Annotated in this window: 22 protein-coding genes and 1 tRNA gene; 12 read left to right on the forward strand and 11 right to left on the reverse strand. The window is 32.2% G+C overall.

The window, feature by feature from the left end; translation table 11 throughout:
• Positions 1-19: 19 nt before the first annotated feature.
• The 3 genes from pth to AC2D8I_RS06245 form a co-directional block, all read right to left on the reverse strand.
• Positions 20-586, reverse strand: coding sequence for an aminoacyl-tRNA hydrolase (gene pth / locus AC2D8I_RS06235; protein ID WP_484705132.1), 567 nt, complete (start codon positions 584-586; stop codon positions 20-22).
• 100 nt (positions 587-686) lie between these two features.
• A complete protein-coding gene (locus AC2D8I_RS06240; RefSeq protein ID WP_484705133.1) occupies positions 687-1,289 on the reverse strand; it encodes a 50S ribosomal protein L25/general stress protein Ctc in 603 nt (200 codons plus the stop codon).
• Positions 1,290-1,315: 26 nt separating this feature from the next.
• Positions 1,316-2,257 (reverse strand): ribose-phosphate pyrophosphokinase, encoded by a 942-nt coding sequence (locus AC2D8I_RS06245; protein ID WP_484705134.1) that lies wholly within the window; start codon positions 2,255-2,257, stop codon positions 1,316-1,318.
• Between the two features lie 149 nt (positions 2,258-2,406).
• Between AC2D8I_RS06245 and AC2D8I_RS06250 the strand changes: the two genes are divergently transcribed.
• Positions 2,407-2,488: transfer RNA gene (locus AC2D8I_RS06250), tRNA-Leu, on the forward strand.
• A gap of 246 nt (positions 2,489-2,734) precedes the next feature.
• Here the strand turns inward: AC2D8I_RS06250 and AC2D8I_RS06255 are convergent.
• On the reverse strand, positions 2,735-3,496 hold the full coding sequence (locus AC2D8I_RS06255) for a cyclase family protein (protein WP_484705135.1): 762 nt from the start codon (positions 3,494-3,496) through the stop codon (positions 2,735-2,737).
• A 249-nt stretch (positions 3,497-3,745) separates the two neighbouring features.
• Between AC2D8I_RS06255 and AC2D8I_RS06260 the strand changes: the two genes are divergently transcribed.
• The 7 genes from AC2D8I_RS06260 (at position 3,746) to AC2D8I_RS06290 (ending at position 10,058) form a co-directional block, all read left to right on the forward strand.
• Positions 3,746-4,309: a DUF6515 family protein gene (locus AC2D8I_RS06260; RefSeq protein ID WP_484705136.1), complete on the forward strand. Its 564-nt coding sequence runs from the start codon at positions 3,746-3,748 to the stop codon at positions 4,307-4,309.
• A gap of 37 nt (positions 4,310-4,346) precedes the next feature.
• Entirely contained in the window at positions 4,347-4,700 is a 354-nt protein-coding gene (locus AC2D8I_RS06265) for a hypothetical protein (RefSeq protein ID WP_484705137.1), read from the forward strand.
• 159 nt (positions 4,701-4,859) lie between these two features.
• Positions 4,860-5,606: a hypothetical protein gene (locus tag AC2D8I_RS06270; RefSeq protein WP_484705138.1), complete on the forward strand. Its 747-nt coding sequence runs from the start codon at positions 4,860-4,862 to the stop codon at positions 5,604-5,606.
• Positions 5,607-6,160: 554 nt separating this feature from the next.
• Entirely contained in the window at positions 6,161-6,946 is a 786-nt protein-coding gene (locus AC2D8I_RS06275) for a T9SS type A sorting domain-containing protein (RefSeq protein WP_484705139.1), read from the forward strand.
• 273 nt (positions 6,947-7,219) lie between these two features.
• The gene (locus AC2D8I_RS06280; protein WP_484705140.1) at positions 7,220-7,807 is read left to right on the forward strand and encodes a HupE/UreJ family protein; all 588 of its coding nucleotides are present in this window, start codon (positions 7,220-7,222) and stop codon (positions 7,805-7,807) included.
• 215 nt (positions 7,808-8,022) lie between these two features.
• Positions 8,023-8,454: a deoxycytidylate deaminase gene (locus AC2D8I_RS06285; protein WP_484705141.1), complete on the forward strand. Its 432-nt coding sequence runs from the start codon at positions 8,023-8,025 to the stop codon at positions 8,452-8,454.
• On the forward strand, positions 8,454-10,058 hold the full coding sequence (locus AC2D8I_RS06290; RefSeq protein WP_484705142.1) for a S41 family peptidase: 1,605 nt from the start codon (positions 8,454-8,456) through the stop codon (positions 10,056-10,058). The genes AC2D8I_RS06285 and AC2D8I_RS06290 overlap by 1 nt, the downstream gene beginning before the upstream one ends.
• Positions 10,059-10,070: 12 nt before the next feature.
• Here AC2D8I_RS06290 and AC2D8I_RS06295 read toward each other — a convergent pair whose 3' ends face one another.
• Together AC2D8I_RS06295 and AC2D8I_RS06300 are read right to left on the reverse strand one after the other, a co-directional pair.
• Positions 10,071-10,277: a hypothetical protein gene (locus AC2D8I_RS06295; RefSeq protein ID WP_484705143.1), complete on the reverse strand. Its 207-nt coding sequence runs from the start codon at positions 10,275-10,277 to the stop codon at positions 10,071-10,073.
• Between the two features lie 37 nt (positions 10,278-10,314).
• Positions 10,315-10,899 carry a MarC family protein gene (locus AC2D8I_RS06300; protein ID WP_484705144.1) on the reverse strand — a complete coding sequence of 195 codons (585 nt, stop codon included), beginning with the start codon at positions 10,897-10,899 and terminating at the stop codon, positions 10,315-10,317.
• A 144-nt stretch (positions 10,900-11,043) separates the two neighbouring features.
• On the opposite strand from AC2D8I_RS06300, the gene AC2D8I_RS06305 reads away from it, so the two are divergent.
• The 3 genes from AC2D8I_RS06305 to AC2D8I_RS06315 all read left to right on the forward strand — a co-directional run bounded on the left by AC2D8I_RS06305 (position 11,044) and on the right by AC2D8I_RS06315 (position 15,628).
• Complete coding sequence (locus AC2D8I_RS06305) at positions 11,044-11,616, forward strand: DUF3109 family protein (RefSeq protein WP_484705145.1); 573 nt, start codon at positions 11,044-11,046, stop codon at positions 11,614-11,616.
• Between the two features lie 328 nt (positions 11,617-11,944).
• Positions 11,945-12,925, forward strand: coding sequence for a ribonucleotide-diphosphate reductase subunit beta (locus AC2D8I_RS06310; RefSeq protein ID WP_484705146.1), 981 nt, complete (start codon positions 11,945-11,947; stop codon positions 12,923-12,925).
• Between the two features lie 231 nt (positions 12,926-13,156).
• Complete coding sequence (locus AC2D8I_RS06315) at positions 13,157-15,628, forward strand: ribonucleoside-diphosphate reductase subunit alpha (protein ID WP_484705147.1); 2,472 nt, start codon at positions 13,157-13,159, stop codon at positions 15,626-15,628.
• A gap of 370 nt (positions 15,629-15,998) precedes the next feature.
• Here the strand turns inward: AC2D8I_RS06315 and AC2D8I_RS06320 are convergent, their stop codons facing one another.
• The 3 genes from AC2D8I_RS06320 to AC2D8I_RS06330 form a co-directional block, all read right to left on the reverse strand.
• Positions 15,999-16,859, reverse strand: a complete 861-nt coding sequence (locus AC2D8I_RS06320) for an OmpA/MotB family protein (RefSeq protein WP_484705148.1) — start codon at positions 16,857-16,859, stop codon at positions 15,999-16,001.
• Positions 16,860-16,980: 121 nt separating this feature from the next.
• Positions 16,981-17,307, reverse strand: coding sequence for an ATP-binding cassette domain-containing protein (locus AC2D8I_RS06325; RefSeq protein ID WP_484705149.1), 327 nt, complete (start codon positions 17,305-17,307; stop codon positions 16,981-16,983).
• 83 nt (positions 17,308-17,390) lie between these two features.
• Complete coding sequence (locus AC2D8I_RS06330; RefSeq protein WP_484705150.1) at positions 17,391-17,582, reverse strand: hypothetical protein; 192 nt, start codon at positions 17,580-17,582, stop codon at positions 17,391-17,393.
• Positions 17,583-18,159: 577 nt separating this feature from the next.
• On the opposite strand from AC2D8I_RS06330, the gene chrA reads away from it, so the two are divergent.
• Complete coding sequence (gene chrA, locus AC2D8I_RS06335; protein ID WP_484705151.1) at positions 18,160-19,290, forward strand: chromate efflux transporter; 1,131 nt, start codon at positions 18,160-18,162, stop codon at positions 19,288-19,290.
• A 39-nt stretch (positions 19,291-19,329) separates the two neighbouring features.
• On the opposite strand, the gene AC2D8I_RS06340 is transcribed toward chrA, so the two are convergent.
• Together AC2D8I_RS06340 and AC2D8I_RS06345 are read right to left on the reverse strand one after the other, a co-directional pair.
• Positions 19,330-19,689 carry a YraN family protein gene (locus tag AC2D8I_RS06340; RefSeq protein WP_484705152.1) on the reverse strand — a complete coding sequence of 120 codons (360 nt, stop codon included), beginning with the start codon at positions 19,687-19,689 and terminating at the stop codon, positions 19,330-19,332.
• A gap of 32 nt (positions 19,690-19,721) precedes the next feature.
• Positions 19,722-20,741 (reverse strand): S66 peptidase family protein, encoded by a 1,020-nt coding sequence (locus AC2D8I_RS06345; protein ID WP_484705153.1) that lies wholly within the window; start codon positions 20,739-20,741, stop codon positions 19,722-19,724.
• Positions 20,742-20,784 lie beyond the last annotated feature (43 nt).

Below are 20,784 nucleotides of genomic sequence, written 5' to 3' on the forward strand. Positions count from 1 at the left end.
TAGTGATAACGGATAAAAATTATTTACCGTTAAAGGTGTTCATTGTGTTGCTGACACCAGCTAAAGCGAATGATTTTATAATCTCTGCGCTCTTTTCTAGTCTTTCAGGTAGTATGTTTTCTTCTTCAGTTGTCCATTCTCCTAATACGTAATCTACTTGTCTTCCTTTGCTAAAAGTATCGCTTATACCAAACCGATAACGATTGTATTTTGTAGTGTTTAAGCTATTTTGAGTGTCTTTTAAGCCGTTATGTCCACCATCGCTTCCTTTTGATTTTATGCGCAAACTACCAAAAGGTAGGTTTAGGTCGTCTGTAATAACTAATAGGTTTTCTAAAGGGATTTTTTCTTTTGTTAGCCAATATAGAATTGCTTTACCGCTTAAATTCATAAACGTATTGGGTTTTAGAAAAATAAAAGTACGCCCTTTTAATTTGTATGTGGCAATGTCTCCTAGTTTTTGAGTTTCAAATGTTAGGTTTTCTTGCTTTGCAAAAAAATCCAATATTTTAAATCCAATGTTATGACGAGTATTCTCGTATTTAGAGCCTATATTTCCTAAGCCAACAATAAGGAATTTTTTCATAGAATGTTTATTTTCTATTGCAATGGATTAACAGTTCTTTTATAAAAATAAAAGCATCCTGAGTTAACAGAATGCTTTTGTTGTTTAAACGAACTTAAATTTATTCTGCTGCTTCTTCTCCTTCGTTGTCATCTTCGTCTTCGCTCTCAGTTGTAGATGTTCTAGAACGTTTTACTAAACATACAACAGTGTTTTCTGGGTGCACAAATTTGTAGGCTTCATTTTCTAAAGCTGTAATATATAATTTGTTTCCTATTTTAAGTTCTGTAATATCCGCTTCAATAAAATCAGGTAGGTTTCCTGGTAAAGCTTTAATTCTTAAACTACGTTTGTTTTTTCTTAAAACACCACCAGCTCTAACACCTTTTGGGTTCCCTGTAAATGCTACAGGAATATCAATGGTAATTTCTTTATCATCAAATAATTGGTAAAAATCTATGTGAAGAATTTTGTCCGTTACTGGGTGAAATTGAATGTCTTGTAAAATAGCATTGTAAGTGTCGCCATTTTCTAAGCTAATTACAACTGTATGCGCATTAGGTGTGTAAACCAATTTTGAGAATGCTAATTCAGCTGCTGAAAAATGCACTGATTTGTCTCCTCCGTATAATACGCAAGGAACCTGACCAGCATTACGTAAGGCTTTTGTTGCTTTTCGGCCCACGCTTTCTCTTTGAGATCCGTTGATTGTAATCGATTTCATTTTTGTTATTTATATTTAATTATTAATTACATTAAAAATTTTGAACTTATAGACTTGTTGTAGTGTACGTTATGCATTACTTCGGCAAATAAGTTAGCGCAAGTAAGTACTTTTATTTTCTTACTCTTTTGCTTTAGTGGAATAGAATCAGTGACTATTAATTCTTCTAATTTAGAATTTTCTAATCTTTCATATGCGTTTCCAGATAAAATAGGATGCGTACATATAGCTCTTACGCTAAGTGCACCTCTTTCCATCATTAAATCTGCTGCTTTGGTTAATGTGCCAGCAGTATCTACCATATCGTCTACTAAGACTACATTTTTGCCTGTAACATCTCCAATTAATTCCATATGTGAAATAATGTTGGCTTTAGCTCTTTGCTTGTAGCAAATAACAACGTCACTTTCTAATGCTTTAGAATAAGCATAAGCTCTTTTAGAACCTCCCATATCTGGTGAAGCTATAGTTAAGTTGTCTAAGTTAAGACTTTTTAAATACGGTAAAAATACAGTGGATGCAAATAGGTGATCAACGGGTTTTTCAAAAAAACCTTGAATTTGATCTGCATGTAAATCCATTGTAATAATACGAGTCGCTCCAGCTACTTCAAGCATTTTTGCAACCATCTTTGCTGCAATAGGGACTCTAGGTTTGTCTTTTCTATCTTGTCTAGCCCAGCCAAAGTATGGTAAAACAGCAGTGATGTGTCTTGCAGAAGCACGTTTAGCAGCATCTAGCATTAATAACATTTCCATGAGATTTTCTGAACTTGGATTTGTAGACCCAATAATAAAAATTCGTTTCCCACGAATAGATTCTTCATAGGAAGGTTGAAATTCTCCGTCGCTATAAGTTGAGGTGATAACATTTCCTAAGGTAGTTCCATAAGCGGTTGCAATATCTTCTGCTAAAGTTTTACTTTGCGTTATCGAGAAAATTCTAGCATCTGGCTGTATGTTAGACATAGTATTAAAATGTTGTTTTGCAGTGCAATAAGATTGCGTTAATTTTAATTGGGTGCAAATTTAGAGTTTTTTTTGATCTCTATAAGCATAATTTTGTACAATTTTTAGTTCAATTAAATAAAAAGATATATTTTTGCGCCTCTTTAATTGCTCAAGTGGCGGAATTGGTAGACGCGCTGGATTCAAAATCCAGTTCTTTCGAGAGTGTGGGTTCGATTCCCACCTTGAGTACATATAAAACCTCATCTATTTAATTACAAGTAGTTGAGGTTTTTTTAAATTTTCAAATTAGTCCGTTAATATTTTACTTAAGAAGGTCTTAAAAGGTCTGTGTTCTTAGTTATAAAGTAAATTGATTCTTTAATATAGAAGCATAGTAAGAATTTAGGAGTGTAATCTCTTAAATAAAAGGTTGCTTTTTATTTGTTGATTAGTGGAATAGCGTCCTAATGTCTTATAATTTACAAATGTAGGAATTCAATCAAATAAAGCAACTACTCTAGCGGGTGCAGCCGAAGCTCCAACAATTTTTAAAGGAAAAACAGCAATTTTAAAGCCATAATAAGGAAGTGCGTCTAAATTCACGAGTTGTTCCATATGGCAATACTCTTTGTTTTTTCCTACTAAGTGGGCCTCCCAAAACAATTCAGAATTCCCAGTTTCTTTTGCTTTTTTTAACATGTAAGGTAATGGTAAATCCCATCCCCAAGAATCGATTCCCATGACTTTTATTCCATTGTCAATAAGCCACTCTGTAGCTTCTGCGCTCATTCCTGTTCCTATCTTATGAAAGTCTTTTGTTCCGTTAAATTTATCCCTGCCTGTTTTAATAAGAACAATCATTCCGGGTTCGATTTTTAGCTTATTATTGTCTAAAAAAACCGTGATGTCTTTTATTGTAATTGGATCAAAATCAGCTTTGTGTTTCATGTCGATAACTAAGCCATTGCCATAACACCATTCCAATGGTATTTCATCTATAGTTTTAGATTTTTTTCCATTGGTCGTTGGGGAGTAATGCCACGGTGCATCTATGTGTGTTGTAGAATGAACGCCCATTTTTTGTATCGTATCATCTGCCCAACCTATAAAATCTTTAGGAAATAATTTAAAAGGGAGTCCTAAAAAGCGAATTAACCATTTCGCTTTATGATGTGGTTTATGTTTTATTTTAACCTTCATAAACCAAGGGTCAGATTTATTGTATTTAATAGGTTTGGATAAATCTATAATTTTCATAATGTCTCTGTTTGATTATTCTTTTGAAAACCGCTTTAAAGCGAGTTTATAAAAAGTGTTACCCTAAATTTAGTTGTTTTCAAAATTAAATAAAACTCTTTTTGTGAGAACATATTTCCAAACCTTTTAAATTCACTGCTTGTAAAAGTTGTTTTGCGTTCATTTTGAGACACTTCACTTTAAAAATTGATAATGATTTTCTTTTTGAGGGTACATTTGCCTTGTGAATACTCTAAAACAATTTTAAAAATGAAAGCTATAAAAATAATAACAACGTTATGTGTTATAGGACTGTTTTTTATTTCAGAGACAGTAAATGCCCAGCGACGAGTGGTTGTGAGAACACCACATAGAACGGTTGTTGGAATTTCAAGTCCAAGAGTTGTATATGCACGCCCTTTACCTGCGGTTAGAGTTGTTAGAACATTTCCGTCTAGAACTGTTGTTGTAACCTATGGAGGTTTAACATACCATTATTACGGCGGGTATTATTATAGATATTATAATTCGGGTTATGTCGTAGTTGCGCCACCTATTGGAATAACTGTCGAGACATTACCTGTCGATTATAATGAGGTTGTAGTGGGAACGGATATTTATTATTACTATCAAGGGAATTTTTATGTAAAGAGTGATGAGAAATACAAAATCGTTGCACCTCCAATAAATGCTATAGTTTACGAATTGCCTGATGAAGCAGAAAAAGTGAAAATAGATGACGAGACCTATTATCAATATAATGAAACGCTTTATAAAAAAATAAAAACAGTAAGTGGTAAAGCATATAAGGTTGTTGGAAAGGTGGAGTCGTAAGCTTTACAGATACACAAATAAAAAAAATACATAACAGATGAAAAATATAACACAATATCAGGCATGCTTAAAAGAATTTAAAGCAGTGTATAATCAGTCCGCTTTAAAAATGAAAACAAATGCAACATTTATTAATGCAGAAGGGGTAAGTGGTGAGATTGAGGTTGTTTATGATTGGTATGCAATAACAACTAATGGTCGTTTTTCTGGTACTGCACCAACTGTAAACGATGCTAAGCAATTGTTAAAAGAGATTAATGAAATTGATTTTGTGATTGAACGAAAAATTGTGAGTTCATTTTTGTTGGACAATGAAAATAAATCAAAAAAAAACAAGATATTTTTATGGGAAGTGGAAAGCACAAACGCTGTAGCTAACGCATTTTCATAAATTGTATTGGCGGCATATTTAATACTGTTGCCTCGGTAAATTAAGATGAATTTAAATTTTCATATATAAGTTTGGTTGATTAGGGTTAGTAATTAAAGAGGTTCAGTAAATATTTTGAGCCTCTTTTTTAAAGAACAAACAATTATTAATAAGTAGATAATGAAAGCAATTAAAAATAATTTTAGAACACTTAGCTTATTAGGGCTGTCAATTATAAGTCTCTTTTTTACGTCTTGTGAAGAAGATGATGACTATGTGGTAACGATAGTGATATCTGAAGAACAAGCAGCGGAAATAGTAGCAACATCTTTAGCGTATAATACCTATGGTATGGTTGCAAACGTTAATTATGTAAGCCGTAAGGTCTCGGAGCAACTTGAGTGTGATGAAGAAGGGAGTAATAACGGAACAATTTATTATACTTCTATTTTTGGTAATGTAAGCTCTATATATCAATTTAGTGAGTCGTATTCTAAAACATGTGCAGAGGTTAAAAGTATAAATTATGAAATTGAGGCTGATCAAGAGGTTGATGCTGTGTACTTTACTTCAGAACAGGATGTAGACGCTAATTTTGTGGTTGAAGGTCTAGATGACACTACTAATTATGAATTATATAGTGGGGCTTATGTGCGTGATGGTGATTGGTATTCTAAAATATATAAAGACCAGTTAGATGTTGTATATACAATGGATTTTTCAGATTTAAATGTAGATAAAAATACCGATTATATAGTGTCAGGAACTTCACGTTTTAGTTTAAATGTAAAGTATAGCGAGAGTGCAGGTAGTCATTTGTTTAATGGGGAAGTGCTTTTTCTAAATGAAAATGAAGCTCAGATAGATTTTGCAAACGGAAATACATATTTATTAAATTTAGAAACTGGTGAGATTGAGTCAATTTAATATTGTTACCTATTGAATAGTATTTGTTTTACGGTTTTAAACTAGTTTATTATGAAAGATAAGTTGTTTTTTATTTTTTTAAGTTGCCTTTATTTTTTTCAAAATGATAGTAAAAAAGGAAGATTTGTAATGAATTACTATAGACTGAATTATGTAAAAGTCTAATGTATTATAAGTTTGAGTTTGTTGAAAAATTTGTGTTTTAACGTGATAAATTAAACACGATTAGTGTTTTGTTAGTAAGTTGAGCTTAATAGGGGGTTGTGTATTTTTAATGTTTTTTTTATGAGTAATCTCTTGTGTTTTAGTTTTGTAATGACGTTTCAACCTTGAAATTTGTAAAACAACATATTTTTGATAATTAGTGCTTCTCTAATTTTGATACCGAATGATTTTTTATTAAGTTCGATAAACGGCATTCGTTGCGATTGATTGAATATTTAATCTAAGGATTAAAATAATACTGTAAATAGTTGTTCGCTATTAATATAATAGCATCCATGTATATTGAAAGCGATTGAAGGTAAAGCATACGAATTAAATTGTTTAGTACGATGAGACAAATTCATATTTTAACATCAGTGTTATTATTTTGTATTATACAATCTAATGCGCAGTCTATAATAAACCCAGTTTCGGCAACAACAACTTTTGTGCCTGCTCCTGTAACAAATCTCGTTAATGCTTATAATGGTGTGGGGTTGGAGTCGTATCCGAGTTTAACTGCAAATCATGCTGGATTCCTGTTCGAAAATGGTTTTATTGGTCAAGGTGAGGCAGGAACTATAGATTTTAATCTGGGGAGTGTATTTTCTGTAGATGGTATTTCTTTTTGGAATCAAAATGAAACAGACCCCAATGCTAATTTTGGTGTTAATGGTGTTAATTTCTATTCCTCGTTAGATGGTGTTAACTATGTGCCAATATTGGGGGCGCCAAATACTATTTCACAAGTCCTAGCAGGCGCATCACCTCCAGAGGTGTTTTCATTTACAGCTATTAATGCATTGTATATTAGGATGGAGGTTGTTAGTGTTTACGGTGATAATGTCGGTGCAATGTCTTTTTCAGAAATCGCTTTTTCGGGCGAACCTACCCTAAGTTTAGAAAGTGGGCAAGAATTAAAGTCTATAGGAGTATATCCAAACCCCTCAGACGGTTTTATATTAATCTCAGGATTTAAAGCAAAACAGGATTATATCATTTATGATATTTTAGGCAAAAGAGTATTAAAAGGGCATGTCCAAAAAAATAAAAAAATTAACGTTAAGAATTTAAACAAAGGAATGTATTTTTTAAAATTAAAAAATTCGAATACCATTAAGTTTATAAAAACATAGTAAGAATAGCGTTGTTGATGTAATGTATGAAAGAGGGGTGAAAACAAGTTTAGTTTTTAGCTCTCTTTTTTTGTTTAAAAAACAATTTTTTAGTAGAATAAGTGAATTTAAATGCGAGTGCTGGTTGTTGTTTTGAAAGAATAACAAAGAAGAGTCTTGCGGTTTTTCTGTTTACGCTTGGAGTATCTGTATGTGTTAAAAAAACAACTAAGAATAGTTGTTGTTGTTGTTGTGTTTTAGTGTATATTTGGATTATCCTAAAATCATTTTTTTATGTTAGAAGAGCTTTGGTTTAACATACAATACGGTATTAATCATGTGTTGGATATTAATGCATATGATCATGTATTATTTTTAATCGTTTTAACGGTGCCTTATTTATTTAAAGATTGGAAACGTGTCTTTTTATTAGTTACCGTTTTTACAATAGGGCATACTTTGTCTTTAATTCTCGCAACCTATGGCGCTGTAAGAATCTCTGCTAATATCATTGAGTTTTTAATTCCCGTAACCATCTTTGTTGTTGCTCTTTTTAATGTGTTTACAGCAGGTAAAGGAGCGCAAAAAGAGAAGATCGGGATTATGTTTTTCTCTACTTTGTTTTTTGGTTTGGTTCATGGTCTAGGATTTGCAAGAGAATTAACTATTCTTGTAAGTAAAGGTGATAATAAATTAGTAACACTTTTAGAATTTGCTTTAGGGATTGAAATTGCACAAGTTATTATCGTGTTTGTAGTATTGTTTTTAGGGTATTTAATGCAAACCGTTTTTAGGTTTTCAAAACGCGATTGGGTAATGGTGGTCTCGGCAATTGTAGTTGGTTTAGTTATTCCTATGTTATTGAATAGAAATATCTTCTAAATTGATTTTTTTATACTTAATTAAAACGGTTGAAGTGTTATAAGTAATTGCATAAAGTTTTCATAAAACTTCTTCGTTTAGATTGTAATTAAAATACGAACCGCTTATCTTCGTTATGTTATATTGCTATAAAATACTTGTATACGAGAGCGTTGAATAGCTTGTTGGATTTCTTACTACTATTTTAGCAAGTAAAAACAGTTTTAATTAAAACTATGCCAAAACACAAACAACATCGATACGATAAAGCGTATTTAAGAATTGCAGAAGAATGGGGGAAACTGTCCTTTTGTGAAAGAAAACAAGTAGGAGCTCTTATTGTTAAAGACAGAATGATCATTTCCGATGGTTTTAATGGGACTCCAACTGGTTTTGAGAATTTTTGTGAAGATGATGAAGGGTATACTAAATGGTATGTTTTGCATGCCGAAGCTAATGCGATATTAAAAGTAGCCTCATCTACACAATCCTGTAAAGGAGCGACTCTATATATAACAATGTCTCCTTGTAAAGAATGTAGTAAATTAATCCATCAATCTGGAATTGTAAGAGTGGTTTATAAAGACGGTTATAAAGATGATGCTGGACTTGTGTTTTTAGAAAAAGCAGGTATAGAGTTACAGCAAATAGAAGATTTAAAAGCCTAATGAATACATATAAAAAATACTTGCCTTTAATTATAGGAATAGCAATTGCTATTGGTATTTTTATTGGTGGAAAATTAAATTTTAATGATGGTTCAGATCGACTATTTACGTCAAATAGTAAAAAAGATAAGCTTAACCGATTAATAGATTATATAGATTACGAATATGTTGATGAAATAAATACAGATAGTATTGTAGATGTAACCGTTAATGAAATTTTAGAAAACCTAGATCCGCACTCAGTATATATCCCAAAAGAAGATATGGAACGTGTTACAGAGAATATGAAAGGGGATTTTGTAGGTATAGGAATTAGTTTTTATCCATATAGAGATTCTATAGCAGTAATTAGGGCAATTGAAGGTGGCCCAAGTGCCAAAGCAGGAATAAAAGGAGGGGATCGTATTGTTTATGCTAATGGCGATTCATTGTTTGGTAAAGGCTTGTCTAATGGCGATTTTGTTAAAAAATTGAAAGGCCCAATAGATACAGAGGTTCATCTTAAAATATATAGAAAAGGAGAGCCAGAATTATTGAAATTTAAGGTTAAGCGTGATCATGTTCCAATTAAAAGTGTAGATGCTTCTTATATGTTAACTGAAACCTTAGGGTATATTAAAATAAACAGATTTGCAGAATCTACTTATAAGGAGTTTACGTTGGCATTGGAGCTGTTAAAAAGTCGCGGCGCAACAGCATTAGCTTTAGATTTAAGGGGGAATCCTGGAGGGTTTTTAGGAGTCGCAGAACAAATTATAGATGAGTTTTTAGAAAAAGATAAGCTTATTCTGTTTACAAAAAATAAAAGCGGTAAAATAGAAAAGAGTTTTGCTACCAAAAGTGGGGCTTTCGAGACTGGACATGTTTACGTTTTAATAGATGAAAATTCAGCATCTGCAAGTGAGATTATTGCGGGGGCCTTGCAAGATAATGATAAAGGAACTATCGTTGGTAGACGTTCGTACGGTAAAGGATTAGTGCAGCGTGAAATGAAATTGGGAGATGGTAGTGCGGTTCGTTTAACAGTCTCTAGGTATTATACGCCAACAGGACGTTCTATACAACGTTCGTATAAAAAAGGAAATAGTGATTATTTTGAAGATTACTATTCTAGATTGAATAGTGGTGAGTTAATAGATCCTGAGAAAATTGAAATTGCAGATTCGTTAAAGTTTACAACGCCAAAAGGGAAAGTGGTTTATGGCGGCGGCGGTATAATTCCAGATGTATTTGTGCCGTTAGATGTTAATATGCAAAATGAAACAATACTATTCTTACAACACAGAGGATATATAAATAATTTTGCTTTCGAGTTATTGGAGAAAGATAGAGCTGTTTTTGAAAATGTTTCTAGGACAGATTTTATTAATAATTACGAAGTTGATGATGCGATTATAGAAGATTTTCAAGATTATTTGAAAATAAAACGAAGAACCAGTGTTGTATTTGTCGCCTATAAAGCCGAAGTAAAACAATGCTTAAAAGCAGCTTTAGCAGATCAATTATATGGCTTAGGAGCTTTTGAAGAGGTGCTTAATAACAAGGACGTAATGATAAAAGAAGTCCTTGGGCTAAACAGTAGTAAAGCCCTCGATTTAAATTAATAGCTTTCCTCTCTATCGTTGTTTTTTAGATTGTGTATCTATTTTTTTAGAGATGCGTAAAATTTGCAATAAAATAATACCGCAAAGTGCTGCAAAAATAGTAATCAATCCAATAATATTGTTACCTTCAGTTAGCGAGGAGTTCCAATTAATTTTAGTGGTATTATAAATAATTAAACCTATGGCAACAATGTTAAATAGGTATGTGAATATTTTCATTAGTTTAAAGTTTTTATTCGTTATATAATAGCTTTCTTTAGGCTAATAAGGCTTTAAAATTTTGGGTAAACAGCTTAACAGCAATGGCCAGTAGGATGACTCCGAATATCTTACGTATAATTTTAATGCCATTAGGGCCAATAAAACGTTCTATGCGTTTAGAGGTTTTAAGGACGCCGTATATAAATATAACATTTAAAACTACAGCTATAATAATGTTTTCTATTCTGAATTCTGCGCGTAAGGATAATAGCGTTGTTAGACTTCCAGGGCCTGCAATTAATGGGAAAGCTAAAGGGAAAACAGAAGCTGTAATACCACTAGAGTCATCATCGTCCTTATAAAGTGTAATGCCTAGAATCATTTCTAAAGCAATAAAAAATAATATAAAAGCACCAGCTACAGCAAAAGAATTTACATCAATTCCGATAAGAGATAATAAGCTTTGACCCAAAAAAAGAAATACGATCATAATAACTCCAGCAATAATAGATGCCTTTTCACTTTCAATATGTCCGACTTTCTTGCGTAAATCTATAATAATAGGAATGTTTCCTATAATGTCTATTACGGCAAAAAGAACCATAAATGCTGTAAATATTTCTTTAAAATTTAAATGCATAGCTTGTACCTTTAAAAGTTTTGGCGAAAATAGTATATTAACATCATATGTCATATAAAACGATATGAACTTTTATAGTCTTTTTAAAGGTAGTATTTTTGTGTTAATAAGACCTATATTTGCACGATATTAAAGTTAATGTTTATGTTTCAAATAGGAAAAACAATTGTTTCAGAAGAAATTATAGAGAATGATTTTATATGTAACCTCTCGGCTTGTAAAGGAGCATGCTGTATAGATGGAGATGCTGGTGCGCCGTTAACTAAGGAAGAAACAGAGATGTTAAACGAGATTTACCCAAAAGTGAAGCCTTTTTTAAGAAAAGAAGGGATTGAGGTTATAGAATCTCAAGGTGCCTTTATAACGAATGGTTTTGGGGAATTAGAAACTCCTTTAATTAATGGGGCAGATTGTAGTTATGTTATTTTTAATAAAGATAAAACAGCTCTTTGTGGAATAGAAGAAGCATATAATCAAGGTGAAATCTCTTGGAAGAAACCTGTGTCTTGCCATTTGTACCCTATAAGAGTTAAGGATTATAGTGCGTTTTCAGCAGTAAACTACGATAAATGGAGTATTTGTGATGATGCATGTACTTTAGGAAAGGAACTACAGGTGCCAATTTATAAATTCGTAAAAGAAGCATTAATTAGACGGTTTGGAGACGATTGGTATGCTGAACTAGAAAAGGTTGCAAATGAAAAATTGAAAAAATAATCTCAATTTTATATCGTCTTTTTTTTTAAATCAATTATAATTTAGTTCTAAATGGCATAAAACCTTGTCGTTAAAGCGTTTTAAGGTTTTTGAGAAATCAAACCTTTAATTTTTTGATAAAATTGAAAAAAAATTATCAAAAATGTAAAACCACTTTAAACCTCAATAAAATATGCTTGTGGCATTACATTTCAACATTCGGTGTTAAAAACTTTGTGAAGTTTTAGGTGTAAATGCCTTTCACAATTAGATGTAATTTCTAATCTTTGTTAGTCTCAAACAAGGTGTAACTCAACTTAATTTTTTTACAAAAAAAATAACAAATAATATGTCTCAAAACGTTGAACCAATATTGCAAGAAAATAAAGATAGATTTGTTATATTTCCTATCCAGCACCACGATATTTGGGAATGGTATAAGAAGTCGGAAGCAAGTTTTTGGACGGCCGAGGAAATAGATTTACATCAAGATCTTACAGATTGGAGAGATAAACTAAATGACGATGAGCGCTATTTTATAAAACATATTTTAGCATTTTTTGCTGCAAGTGATGGTATTGTTAACGAAAATTTAGCAGAGAACTTTGTTAATGAAGTGCAATATAGTGAAGCAAAATTCTTTTATGGCTTTCAAATAATGATGGAGAATATTCATAGCGAAACTTATTCATTATTGATTGATACTTATGTAAAAGATGAAAAAGAAAAAGATAATTTATTTCATGCTATAGAAAATTTCCCTGCAATTAAGAAAAAAGCAGATTGGGCACTTAAATGGATAGATTCGCCAAGTTTTGCGGAGCGTTTAATTGCATTTGCAGCCGTAGAAGGTATTTTCTTCTCAGGAGCTTTTTGTTCTATTTTTTGGTTAAAAAAACGAGGTTTAATGCCTGGTTTAACTTTTTCTAATGAATTGATTTCTAGAGATGAAGGTGTGCATTGTGATTTTGCGGTACATCTACATGAGAAACATTTGATAAATAAAGTGCCAAAAGAAAGAATAAGAGAAATTCTTATCGATGCTCTTGATATTGAAAGAGAATTTATTACAGAATCGCTACCTGCAAGTTTAATAGGTATGAACGCGAAGTTAATGAAACAGTATTTAGAGTTTGTAACAGATAGACTCTTAGGTGAATTAGGCTGTGAAAAAGAATACAATACACCAAACCCCTTTGATTTTATGGATATGATTTCACTCCAAGGAAAAACAAATTTTTTCGAAAAGCGAGTGTCAGAATATCAAAAAGCAGGTGTGCTTAACAAAGAAGAAGAAGATGATAAATTCAGTTTTGATGCTGATTTTTAAATAAGTATCATCATCTCTATATAAAAGAATCCCTTATAAAACCATTTAAAAAATAGAACTAAGCGTTTCTGTAAAATCTAATGTGCTAGATAGAAACTCAATTAGTCCCATTTATAATTAATTCATTACTTGAATATGTAATTCGCTTTAATGCGCAGTATTATATATTCAGGAGAACCAACAAATCCTTTTTCTGAATGTGCGTTCAGAAAATATAAAAAAGTGTAAAGTATGTTTGTAATAAAAAGAGACGGAAGAAAAGAACAGATAATGTTCGACAAGATTACTGCGAGAGTACGTAAATTATGCTATGGTTTAAACGAACTAGTAGACCCTTTAAAAGTAGCAATGCGAGTTATAGAAGGCTTGTATGATGGTGTAACAACGAGCGAGTTAGATAATTTAGCATCAGAAGTAGCGGCAACAATGACGACTGCTCATCCAGATTATGCGCGTTTGGCTGCACGAATATCTGTTTCAAACTTGCATAAAAATACCAAAAAATCATTCAGTGATGTTATGCATGACTTGTATGAGTACATAAACCCTAGAACAGGAAAAAAAGCTCCGCTTCTAGCAGACGATGTATATCAAGTAATAATGGACAATAAAGAGCGTCTAGACTCAACAATTATATACAATAGAGATTTTGGATATGATTATTTTGGCTTTAAAACTCTAGAACGTTCATATCTTTTAAAGCTTAATGGGAAAATAGCTGAACGACCACAGCATATGTTAATGCGTGTTTCTATAGGAATTCATTTAAATGATTTGGACGCCGCTATAGAGACCTATGAGTTAATGTCTAAAAAATATTTTACACATGCAACGCCAACATTGTTTAATTCAGGAACTCCAAAACCTCAAATGTCTTCTTGTTTTTTGTTAACAATGAAAGACGATAGTATTGATGGTATTTATGATACATTAAAACAAACCGCTAGAATTTCACAGTCGGCAGGAGGTATAGGCTTGTCTATTCATAATGTACGCGCTACAGGAAGTTACATAGCAGGAACCAATGGGACAAGTAATGGTATTGTTCCAATGTTGCAGGTTTTTAATGATACTGCGCGTTATGTGGATCAAGGTGGAGGAAAGCGAAAAGGGAGTTTTGCAATGTATATAGAACCGTGGCATGCAGATATTTTTGATTTTCTAGACCTTAAGAAAAATCACGGTAAAGAAGAAATGCGTGCACGCGATTTGTTCTATGCTATGTGGATGCCCGATTTATTTATGAAACGTGTACAAGACGATACGAATTGGACATTAATGTGTCCAAACGAATGTCCTGGATTGTGTGATGTGCATAGTGAAGAATTTGAAACATTATATGAGAAGTATGAATCAGAAGGAAAAGGACGAAAAACAATAAAAGCGCGTGAATTATGGGAGAAAATACTGGAATCTCAAATCGAAACGGGGACTCCTTATATGTTATACAAAGATGCGGCAAACCGAAAATCTAATCAGAAAAACCTAGGGACTATACGCTCATCTAACTTGTGTACAGAAATCATGGAGTACACATCTCCAGATGAAGTTGCTGTATGTAACTTGGCTTCTATTGCTTTACCTATGTTTGTTAAAAATGGAGCATTTGACCATAAAGAATTGTTTAGAATTACAAAGCGGGTTACAAAAAACCTAAATCGTGTAATCGATAGAAATTATTACCCTGTAGAAGAAGCTGAGAATTCTAATTTTCGCCATAGGCCGGTTGGCTTAGGAGTGCAAGGATTAGCAGATACTTTTATTAAATTAAGAATGCCTTTTACAAGTGAAGCAGCAAAAAAACTTAATAAAGACATTTTTGAAACCCTATATTTTGCAGCGGTTACAGCTTCAATGGAAGAAGCTAAAGCAGATGGCCCTTATGAGAGTTATCAAGGTTCCCCAATAAGTAAAGGAGAGTTTCAATACAACCTTTGGGGGATAGAAGATAGTGAGTTAAGCGGACTTTGGGATTGGGATAAATTACGCCAAAAGGTGCTTAAACATGGTGTTCGTAATTCATTACTGGTTGCACCTATGCCAACAGCATCAACATCTCAAATTTTAGGGAATAATGAATGTTTCGAACCTTATACCTCAAATATCTATACACGACGAGTGTTGTCTGGAGAGTTTATTGTGGTTAATAAGCATTTATTAGAGGACTTAGTAGAATTAGGGCTTTGGAATGAAGATTTAAAGAATGAGATAATGAGAGCTAATGGGTCTATTCAAGCTGTGGATAGTATCCCTCAAGATATAAAGGATTTATATAAAACGGTTTGGGAATTGAGTATGAAAGATATTATTGATATGTCGCGTCAGCGCGGGTATTTTATTGATCAGTCTCAATCGTTGAATCTATTTTTAGAAGGTGCTACAATGGCAAAACTAACCTCTATGCACTTTTATGCATGGAAAAGTGGTTTGAAGACAGGAATGTATTATTTGCGTACCAAAAGTGCTGTAGATGCTATTAAGTTTACGGTAACAAAAGCTAAAAAAACAGAGCCGGTAGAACAACCTGTTAAAGTAGTGGAAGCAGAAGTTGTAAAAAAACAACAGAAAGCAGTAAATACAGCGGCTAAATTTGCTAAAGAAAAAACAGAAGTAGTAGAGCCAATGACGGCAGAAGAAATGAAAGCGCTTATTGCACAAGCTAAAAGTGGAGAAGGGGACGATTGTTTAATGTGCGGTTCGTAATTGAATAAAAGAAGGACTTTAGCAAAAAGCCTGTTGAATAATAAGAATAATTAAACAAAAAAAGCATCCTAATTAGGATGCTTTTTTTGTTTGCTATTAATAGCTGAAACGATCAGTAAGTTTGTTAGAATATAGCATGCTTAAAATCTTACTAATAAATTATATATGTAAATTTAAAAAGGTGGATGAGGCTTATTTTGTTTCGAAAACTTAAAGGTGAATTCTCATTAAAAGCGTGCCGGTATTAGTAAGTCTTTGAGAAAATAAATAAAAGGACTTTAAAAAGGAAAGCGGTGAACAAGCAAGGGGTATAAAACATAAAAGCATCCTAATTAGGATGCTTTTATTAGTAAAAATATATAAGTTAATTTTATTTATCATCTGTAGATGACATCAATGCGAAAAACTTATTAATGTTTGGTAAGATTATAATTCGAGTACGTCTGTTTTTAGAACGACCATCTTTTGTTTCATTTCCAGTTAAAGGGTGGTAGCTACTTCTTCCAGATGCAATTAATTTTTCTGGAGCAACACCGTAATCTTTTTGTAATTTACGAACTACAGAAGTCGCTCTAAGTACACTTAAATCCCAGTTGTCTGCTATTTTTCCTGTGCTAATAGTTCTAGAATCTGTATGACCTTCTACCATTACATCAATACTAGGCTCAGAGTTAATAACGTCTGCTAGTTTTTGTAAAATTTTGTTAGCTTTTGAACTTATTCTGTAGCTACCGCTATTAAATAACATTTTATCAGAAATAGAAATCATAACAACTGTTTCGTTAATATCAACAGCGATATCTTCATCTTCATTTAAAGCGCTAGTATCTATCGCTTTACTTAGGTGATAATCTACAGCTAAATTCATAGAATCTTTTAGCGTTTTAGCTTCGCTTAATTTTTTTGGATCTACATTTTTCAATGTTTCACGCATTTTGCGTTTTGTAATGGTAGAAGCAACCGCGCCATCATCAGAAATAGCTACTTTAGAGTCGTTTTCTAATTTTAGAACCTCTACATTTTCTGTTAATGAGTTAATTTTGGTGTTATATTCTTCTACTCTCGCTTCAATTTTATTGAATTTTGCTTCTAAATCGTCTTTTTCAACCTTAGTTTTAGTAAGTTCATTTGTCAATTCGCCCTTTTCTTTTTCCAATGCTAAATATTTTTTCTTGGAAACACATGATGTCATTATTAAAAGAGATAATAATGCAATTGAAATAATTCTCATAAATACTGTTTTATATTTTTAACATAAATACGAAATAATTTGCATAATGGATTTCGAGATTCGGTTTTTTTTGAAAATAAATTTTACAAAAGGATTGTTTTGTCTTTAGCTTGGGGTTTTTTTAATCGCTTTTCAGTTTTAAATCATTCCAAAAGGCGCTATAAAAATTATTGGTTTCTAATAGTTTATCGTGCGTTCCATATTTGTTTTCTATGATGTGGATTCGGTCTGCCAAATGCTTCAAGGACTGTAATCTGTGTGAAATGAATTTGCTTAATAAGTTCAATACAAATTTTTTAGTTTTCCTATCCATAGCAGAGGTAAACTCATCAAGAATTAATAATTGAGGCTTTTTGTGCAAGGTTCTTATTAGGGGCAATATTTGCTTTTGACCACCAGACAAATTAATGCCTTCCTCTCCAAAAATGCTTGCATAATCTTGTGGCAAGCTTTCAATGAAGGGTTCAAAACCATAGTTTTTACAAAAAAATAAGTGAATCCGTTTTTTGAGTTTAAAGGAAAGTTATAGACTTAATTCATTTTATATCTCCCCCAAAAATAGATGGCTATAAATATAACTGCTGCAGAACCTAATGTGCTATTAAGGTCATTATTACCTATAGCATTGTCGAAAATTAAGTTAATGACTACAGGAATGCTTAATACAATGCTCATAATAAGCATTACATTATTTTTTGCTTTTTTACTTAACATGGTTTTCATAAAATTAAATTTGAAATAGAAGTAATATGAGGCTGAAAAGGTGTTTTTTTTGTGATCAATTTTTTCTGTTTGTATTATTTCTAATGTTTTATAAATATATGAATTTTAATGATGTCCTTCATTCAAATGTTTTGAAAGAATTAATAAAATAGTTTTTTGATTTAAAAATCCTGAAATTCAATAAAATAAGTAAAAATAGATTGGGTTTTAAAATTAGATTAAGAAGTTTTAGAACAAAATATATTAAAAAAAAGATTCTATTTTATCTCTTAGATAATATTAGTGCTTATATTTAAAAAAACAGAAAAGAGGGCAATACATTTAAGATTCTATATTAGAGCCCCCAAATAATTAACCTCCTTAAACTGATGAAACCGAAGATTCCCTTTTTTAGGAGAATAATAGAAACTGTTTTTTTTTGTATAAAAACCAGTTTGTAAGAGACGTTGAATTTGATACCTTTGTTTTAAAGTCGGTTGTTGCTAAATTTTTATGCAAGACGAATATTTAAAATAGTCTTGCACTTATAACTTGTGCTTAGATATTTTTAAAGTTAAAAAATAATACTAGATTTTTGATGAATAAATCTCTCAAAGAGGTTGCTTTAGTGTTCTTTAAATTAGGCTGTTTTGCTTTTGGAGGACCCGCGGCCCATATAGCTATGATGGAAAACGAAGTTGTAGTTAAACGAAAATGGATGACAAGAGATTACTTTTTGGATCTTATAGGAACCACAAACTTAATTCCTGGACCAAATTCAACAGAAATGACAATGCATTGTGGACACCAACGTGCAGGAAATGCAGGTTTGTTTGTTGCAGGTATTGCATTTATTTTTCCAGCGATAGTTATTACAGGACTATTGGCCTATCTATATGTAGAATATGGAAATTTACCTCAAGTAGAACCTTTTGTTTATGGCATAAAACCTGCAGTTTTGGCAATTATTGCATCGGCAATTCTTAAGTTGGGTAAAAAAGCTGTGAAAACAAAAGAATTAGCTGTTTTAGGAACTTTAGTTTTAATCGCTAGTTTATTGGGTGTTAATGAGGTGCTTGCGTTACTCTCAGCTGGAGTTTTAGGGATGTTGTATTTTTATATCAAGGAAAAATCAAGCTCAAATTTAAATGGTATTTCTCCTCTTTTTATCTCTTTTGGTATCGGGGCCTCATTTTTTAAAGTTTCTGCACTTAATGTTTTTTTTGTGTTTTTAAAAGTTGGAGCCATTTTATACGGTAGCGGTTATGTTTTATTTGCTTATTTAGATGCAGAGTTAGTAACTACAGGATGGTTAACAAGAGGCGAGCTTATAGATGCTATAGCTGTTGGTCAGTTTACCCCTGGGCCTGTTTTATCAACATCAACATTTATAGGCTATCAATTATCAGGTTTTGCAGGTGCTTTAGCTGCAACTACAGGTATATTTTTACCCTCATTCTTATTTGTTTTAATATTGAATCCATTTATAGGGCGAATGCGTAAATCAAGAGTGTTGCGTTATTTTTTAGATGCTGTAAATGTTGCGGCAGTTGCCGTAATGTTGGCTGTACTCTTTGTAATGGCAAAGGAAACATTAGTGGATTGGAAAGGTATGGTAATAGCTCTAACGACTGCTTTTATGGTGTTTCGAACAAAAATTAACCCCATTTGGACAATAGTTGTAGGGGCTTTGTTAGGCTTTGTTCTTACTTTTTTTAGAACATATTAGAAAAGGCATTTTGTTTTAATAGAGCGTTAATGTGCATGCTTAAAAATGATAGAATGCATTTTCCAAGTGTTCAATGCTAAAATGTTTGGCTTTTTTTATAATGGCAATAATATCAAAACGCACTTCAACATTTAATTTATTTGCCGTTACGTATTCGTCAACCGCTTTAACAAGGCGTTGCATTTGTTTGGGTTTTACAAAGTCTTGCGGATTTCCGAAATCTGATGTAGAACGCGTCTTTACTTCTACTATTGCTAAAACGTCTTCTGTTTGTGCTATAATATCTACTTCAGCTTTGTTAAAACGGTAGTTACGCTCTATAATTTTGTAGCCCTTCTTCAGAAGAAACTCTACAGCCAGTTGTTCTCCTTTTTTACCAAGCTCATTATGTTGTGCCATTTCTTTTTTGTTAAGCTATGATGTGTCTTTATTTAATCATTAAAAACAATGGTCGTTTTGTTGTTGTCAACATTCAGTGTTAGCGTCCTTCCTAAAATTAGTGCACGATTGTCCTTTTCGTGTCCCGCAGGCATATTAAACGCAATAGGAAAATCATAATCTGCAAGAACATCTAAAATTAACTGCTGTACTGGTTTTCCCCAAGGGGTTGTGTTTTTTCTAACTTTAGAAATGTCACCAATAATAAGGCCGTTGCAGTTTTCAAAATAACCAGCGCGTTTTAAACTTTGCAACATACGATCTATATGGTAAGCATATTCTCCTATTTCTTCAAGAAATAGGATTTTTCCATTCATATCCAAACTTGTATTAGAGCCTAACATTGTATGTAAAATAGTTAGGTTTCCTCCAACTAGTTGTCCCGAAGTACTGCCTGTTTTATTAAACTTAGAGCTTTTTATTTTGTAAGTTATTGGCTTTCCGAAAATTGCCGATTTATATGTAGTAATACTTTCTTTTATGTCTTCCAAATCTTCAGTTAAGTTCACACACATTAACCCATGTATGCTTTCTACACCAAGATTGTGTATTTGATTGTGTAGCGCTGTAATGTCCGAATATCCAATAATCCATTTCGGGTGTTCTTTAAATTTGATGTAATCTAATTTGTCTAATATTCTAACGGAGCCATAACCACCTCTGGCATTCCAAATGGCTTTTATGTTTGGATTGTCTAGTGCTTTTTGAAAATCCTCACAACGTTGTTCGTCTGTTCCAGCAAAGTGATTATTTTGGTTAAATACATTGTTGCCAATAATTACATTTAAGCCCCAGTCTTTTAAAAGTTTTTTGGCCTGTGCGATCTCTCTATCTCTGTTTTTTAAAACTCCCGAAGGCGCAACAATAGCAACAGTATCACCTGCTTTTAAATAAGGCGGTTGTATCAAAGTCTTGTTTGTTTTTGGTGTTGTATTGTTTTGTGAGGTTACATTTGTGCTTTCAAAACAGAAAAGAACACAACACAACACTGTGATTAATGTGTTTTTTGACATATTGTAAATGTACATTTTTTTTCTAAATCGGAGTCAAAATGCG

The organism is Lacinutrix sp. YIN62 (genome assembly GCF_057219185.1).

What these genes read in the sequence shown, in the direction of transcription:
- pth (WP_484705132.1), bottom strand. Translation starts at nt 586, where the DNA reads ATGAAAAAATTCCTTATTGTTGGCTTAGGAAATATAGGCTCTAAATAC.
- AC2D8I_RS06240 (WP_484705133.1), bottom strand. Translation starts at nt 1,289, where the DNA reads ATGAAATCGATTACAATCAACGGATCTCAAAGAGAAAGCGTGGGCCGA.
- AC2D8I_RS06245 (WP_484705134.1), bottom strand. Translation starts at nt 2,257, where the DNA reads ATGTCTAACATACAGCCAGATGCTAGAATTTTCTCGATAACGCAAAGT.
- AC2D8I_RS06255 (WP_484705135.1), bottom strand. Translation starts at nt 3,496, where the DNA reads ATGAAAATTATAGATTTATCCAAACCTATTAAATACAATAAATCTGAC.
- AC2D8I_RS06260 (WP_484705136.1), top strand. Translation starts at nt 3,746, where the DNA reads ATGAAAGCTATAAAAATAATAACAACGTTATGTGTTATAGGACTGTTT.
- AC2D8I_RS06265 (WP_484705137.1), top strand. Translation starts at nt 4,347, where the DNA reads ATGAAAAATATAACACAATATCAGGCATGCTTAAAAGAATTTAAAGCA.
- AC2D8I_RS06270 (WP_484705138.1), top strand. Translation starts at nt 4,860, where the DNA reads ATGAAAGCAATTAAAAATAATTTTAGAACACTTAGCTTATTAGGGCTG.
- AC2D8I_RS06275 (WP_484705139.1), top strand. Translation starts at nt 6,161, where the DNA reads ATGAGACAAATTCATATTTTAACATCAGTGTTATTATTTTGTATTATA.
- AC2D8I_RS06280 (WP_484705140.1), top strand. Translation starts at nt 7,220, where the DNA reads ATGTTAGAAGAGCTTTGGTTTAACATACAATACGGTATTAATCATGTG.
- AC2D8I_RS06285 (WP_484705141.1), top strand. Translation starts at nt 8,023, where the DNA reads ATGCCAAAACACAAACAACATCGATACGATAAAGCGTATTTAAGAATT.
- AC2D8I_RS06290 (WP_484705142.1), top strand. Translation starts at nt 8,454, where the DNA reads ATGAATACATATAAAAAATACTTGCCTTTAATTATAGGAATAGCAATT.
- AC2D8I_RS06295 (WP_484705143.1), bottom strand. Translation starts at nt 10,277, where the DNA reads ATGAAAATATTCACATACCTATTTAACATTGTTGCCATAGGTTTAATT.
- AC2D8I_RS06300 (WP_484705144.1), bottom strand. Translation starts at nt 10,899, where the DNA reads ATGCATTTAAATTTTAAAGAAATATTTACAGCATTTATGGTTCTTTTT.
- AC2D8I_RS06305 (WP_484705145.1), top strand. Translation starts at nt 11,044, where the DNA reads ATGTTTCAAATAGGAAAAACAATTGTTTCAGAAGAAATTATAGAGAAT.
- AC2D8I_RS06310 (WP_484705146.1), top strand. Translation starts at nt 11,945, where the DNA reads ATGTCTCAAAACGTTGAACCAATATTGCAAGAAAATAAAGATAGATTT.
- AC2D8I_RS06315 (WP_484705147.1), top strand. Translation starts at nt 13,157, where the DNA reads ATGTTTGTAATAAAAAGAGACGGAAGAAAAGAACAGATAATGTTCGAC.
- AC2D8I_RS06320 (WP_484705148.1), bottom strand. Translation starts at nt 16,859, where the DNA reads ATGAGAATTATTTCAATTGCATTATTATCTCTTTTAATAATGACATCA.
- AC2D8I_RS06330 (WP_484705150.1), bottom strand. Translation starts at nt 17,582, where the DNA reads ATGAAAACCATGTTAAGTAAAAAAGCAAAAAATAATGTAATGCTTATT.
- chrA (WP_484705151.1), top strand. Translation starts at nt 18,160, where the DNA reads ATGAATAAATCTCTCAAAGAGGTTGCTTTAGTGTTCTTTAAATTAGGC.
- AC2D8I_RS06340 (WP_484705152.1), bottom strand. Translation starts at nt 19,689, where the DNA reads ATGGCACAACATAATGAGCTTGGTAAAAAAGGAGAACAACTGGCTGTA.
- AC2D8I_RS06345 (WP_484705153.1), bottom strand. Translation starts at nt 20,741, where the DNA reads ATGTCAAAAAACACATTAATCACAGTGTTGTGTTGTGTTCTTTTCTGT.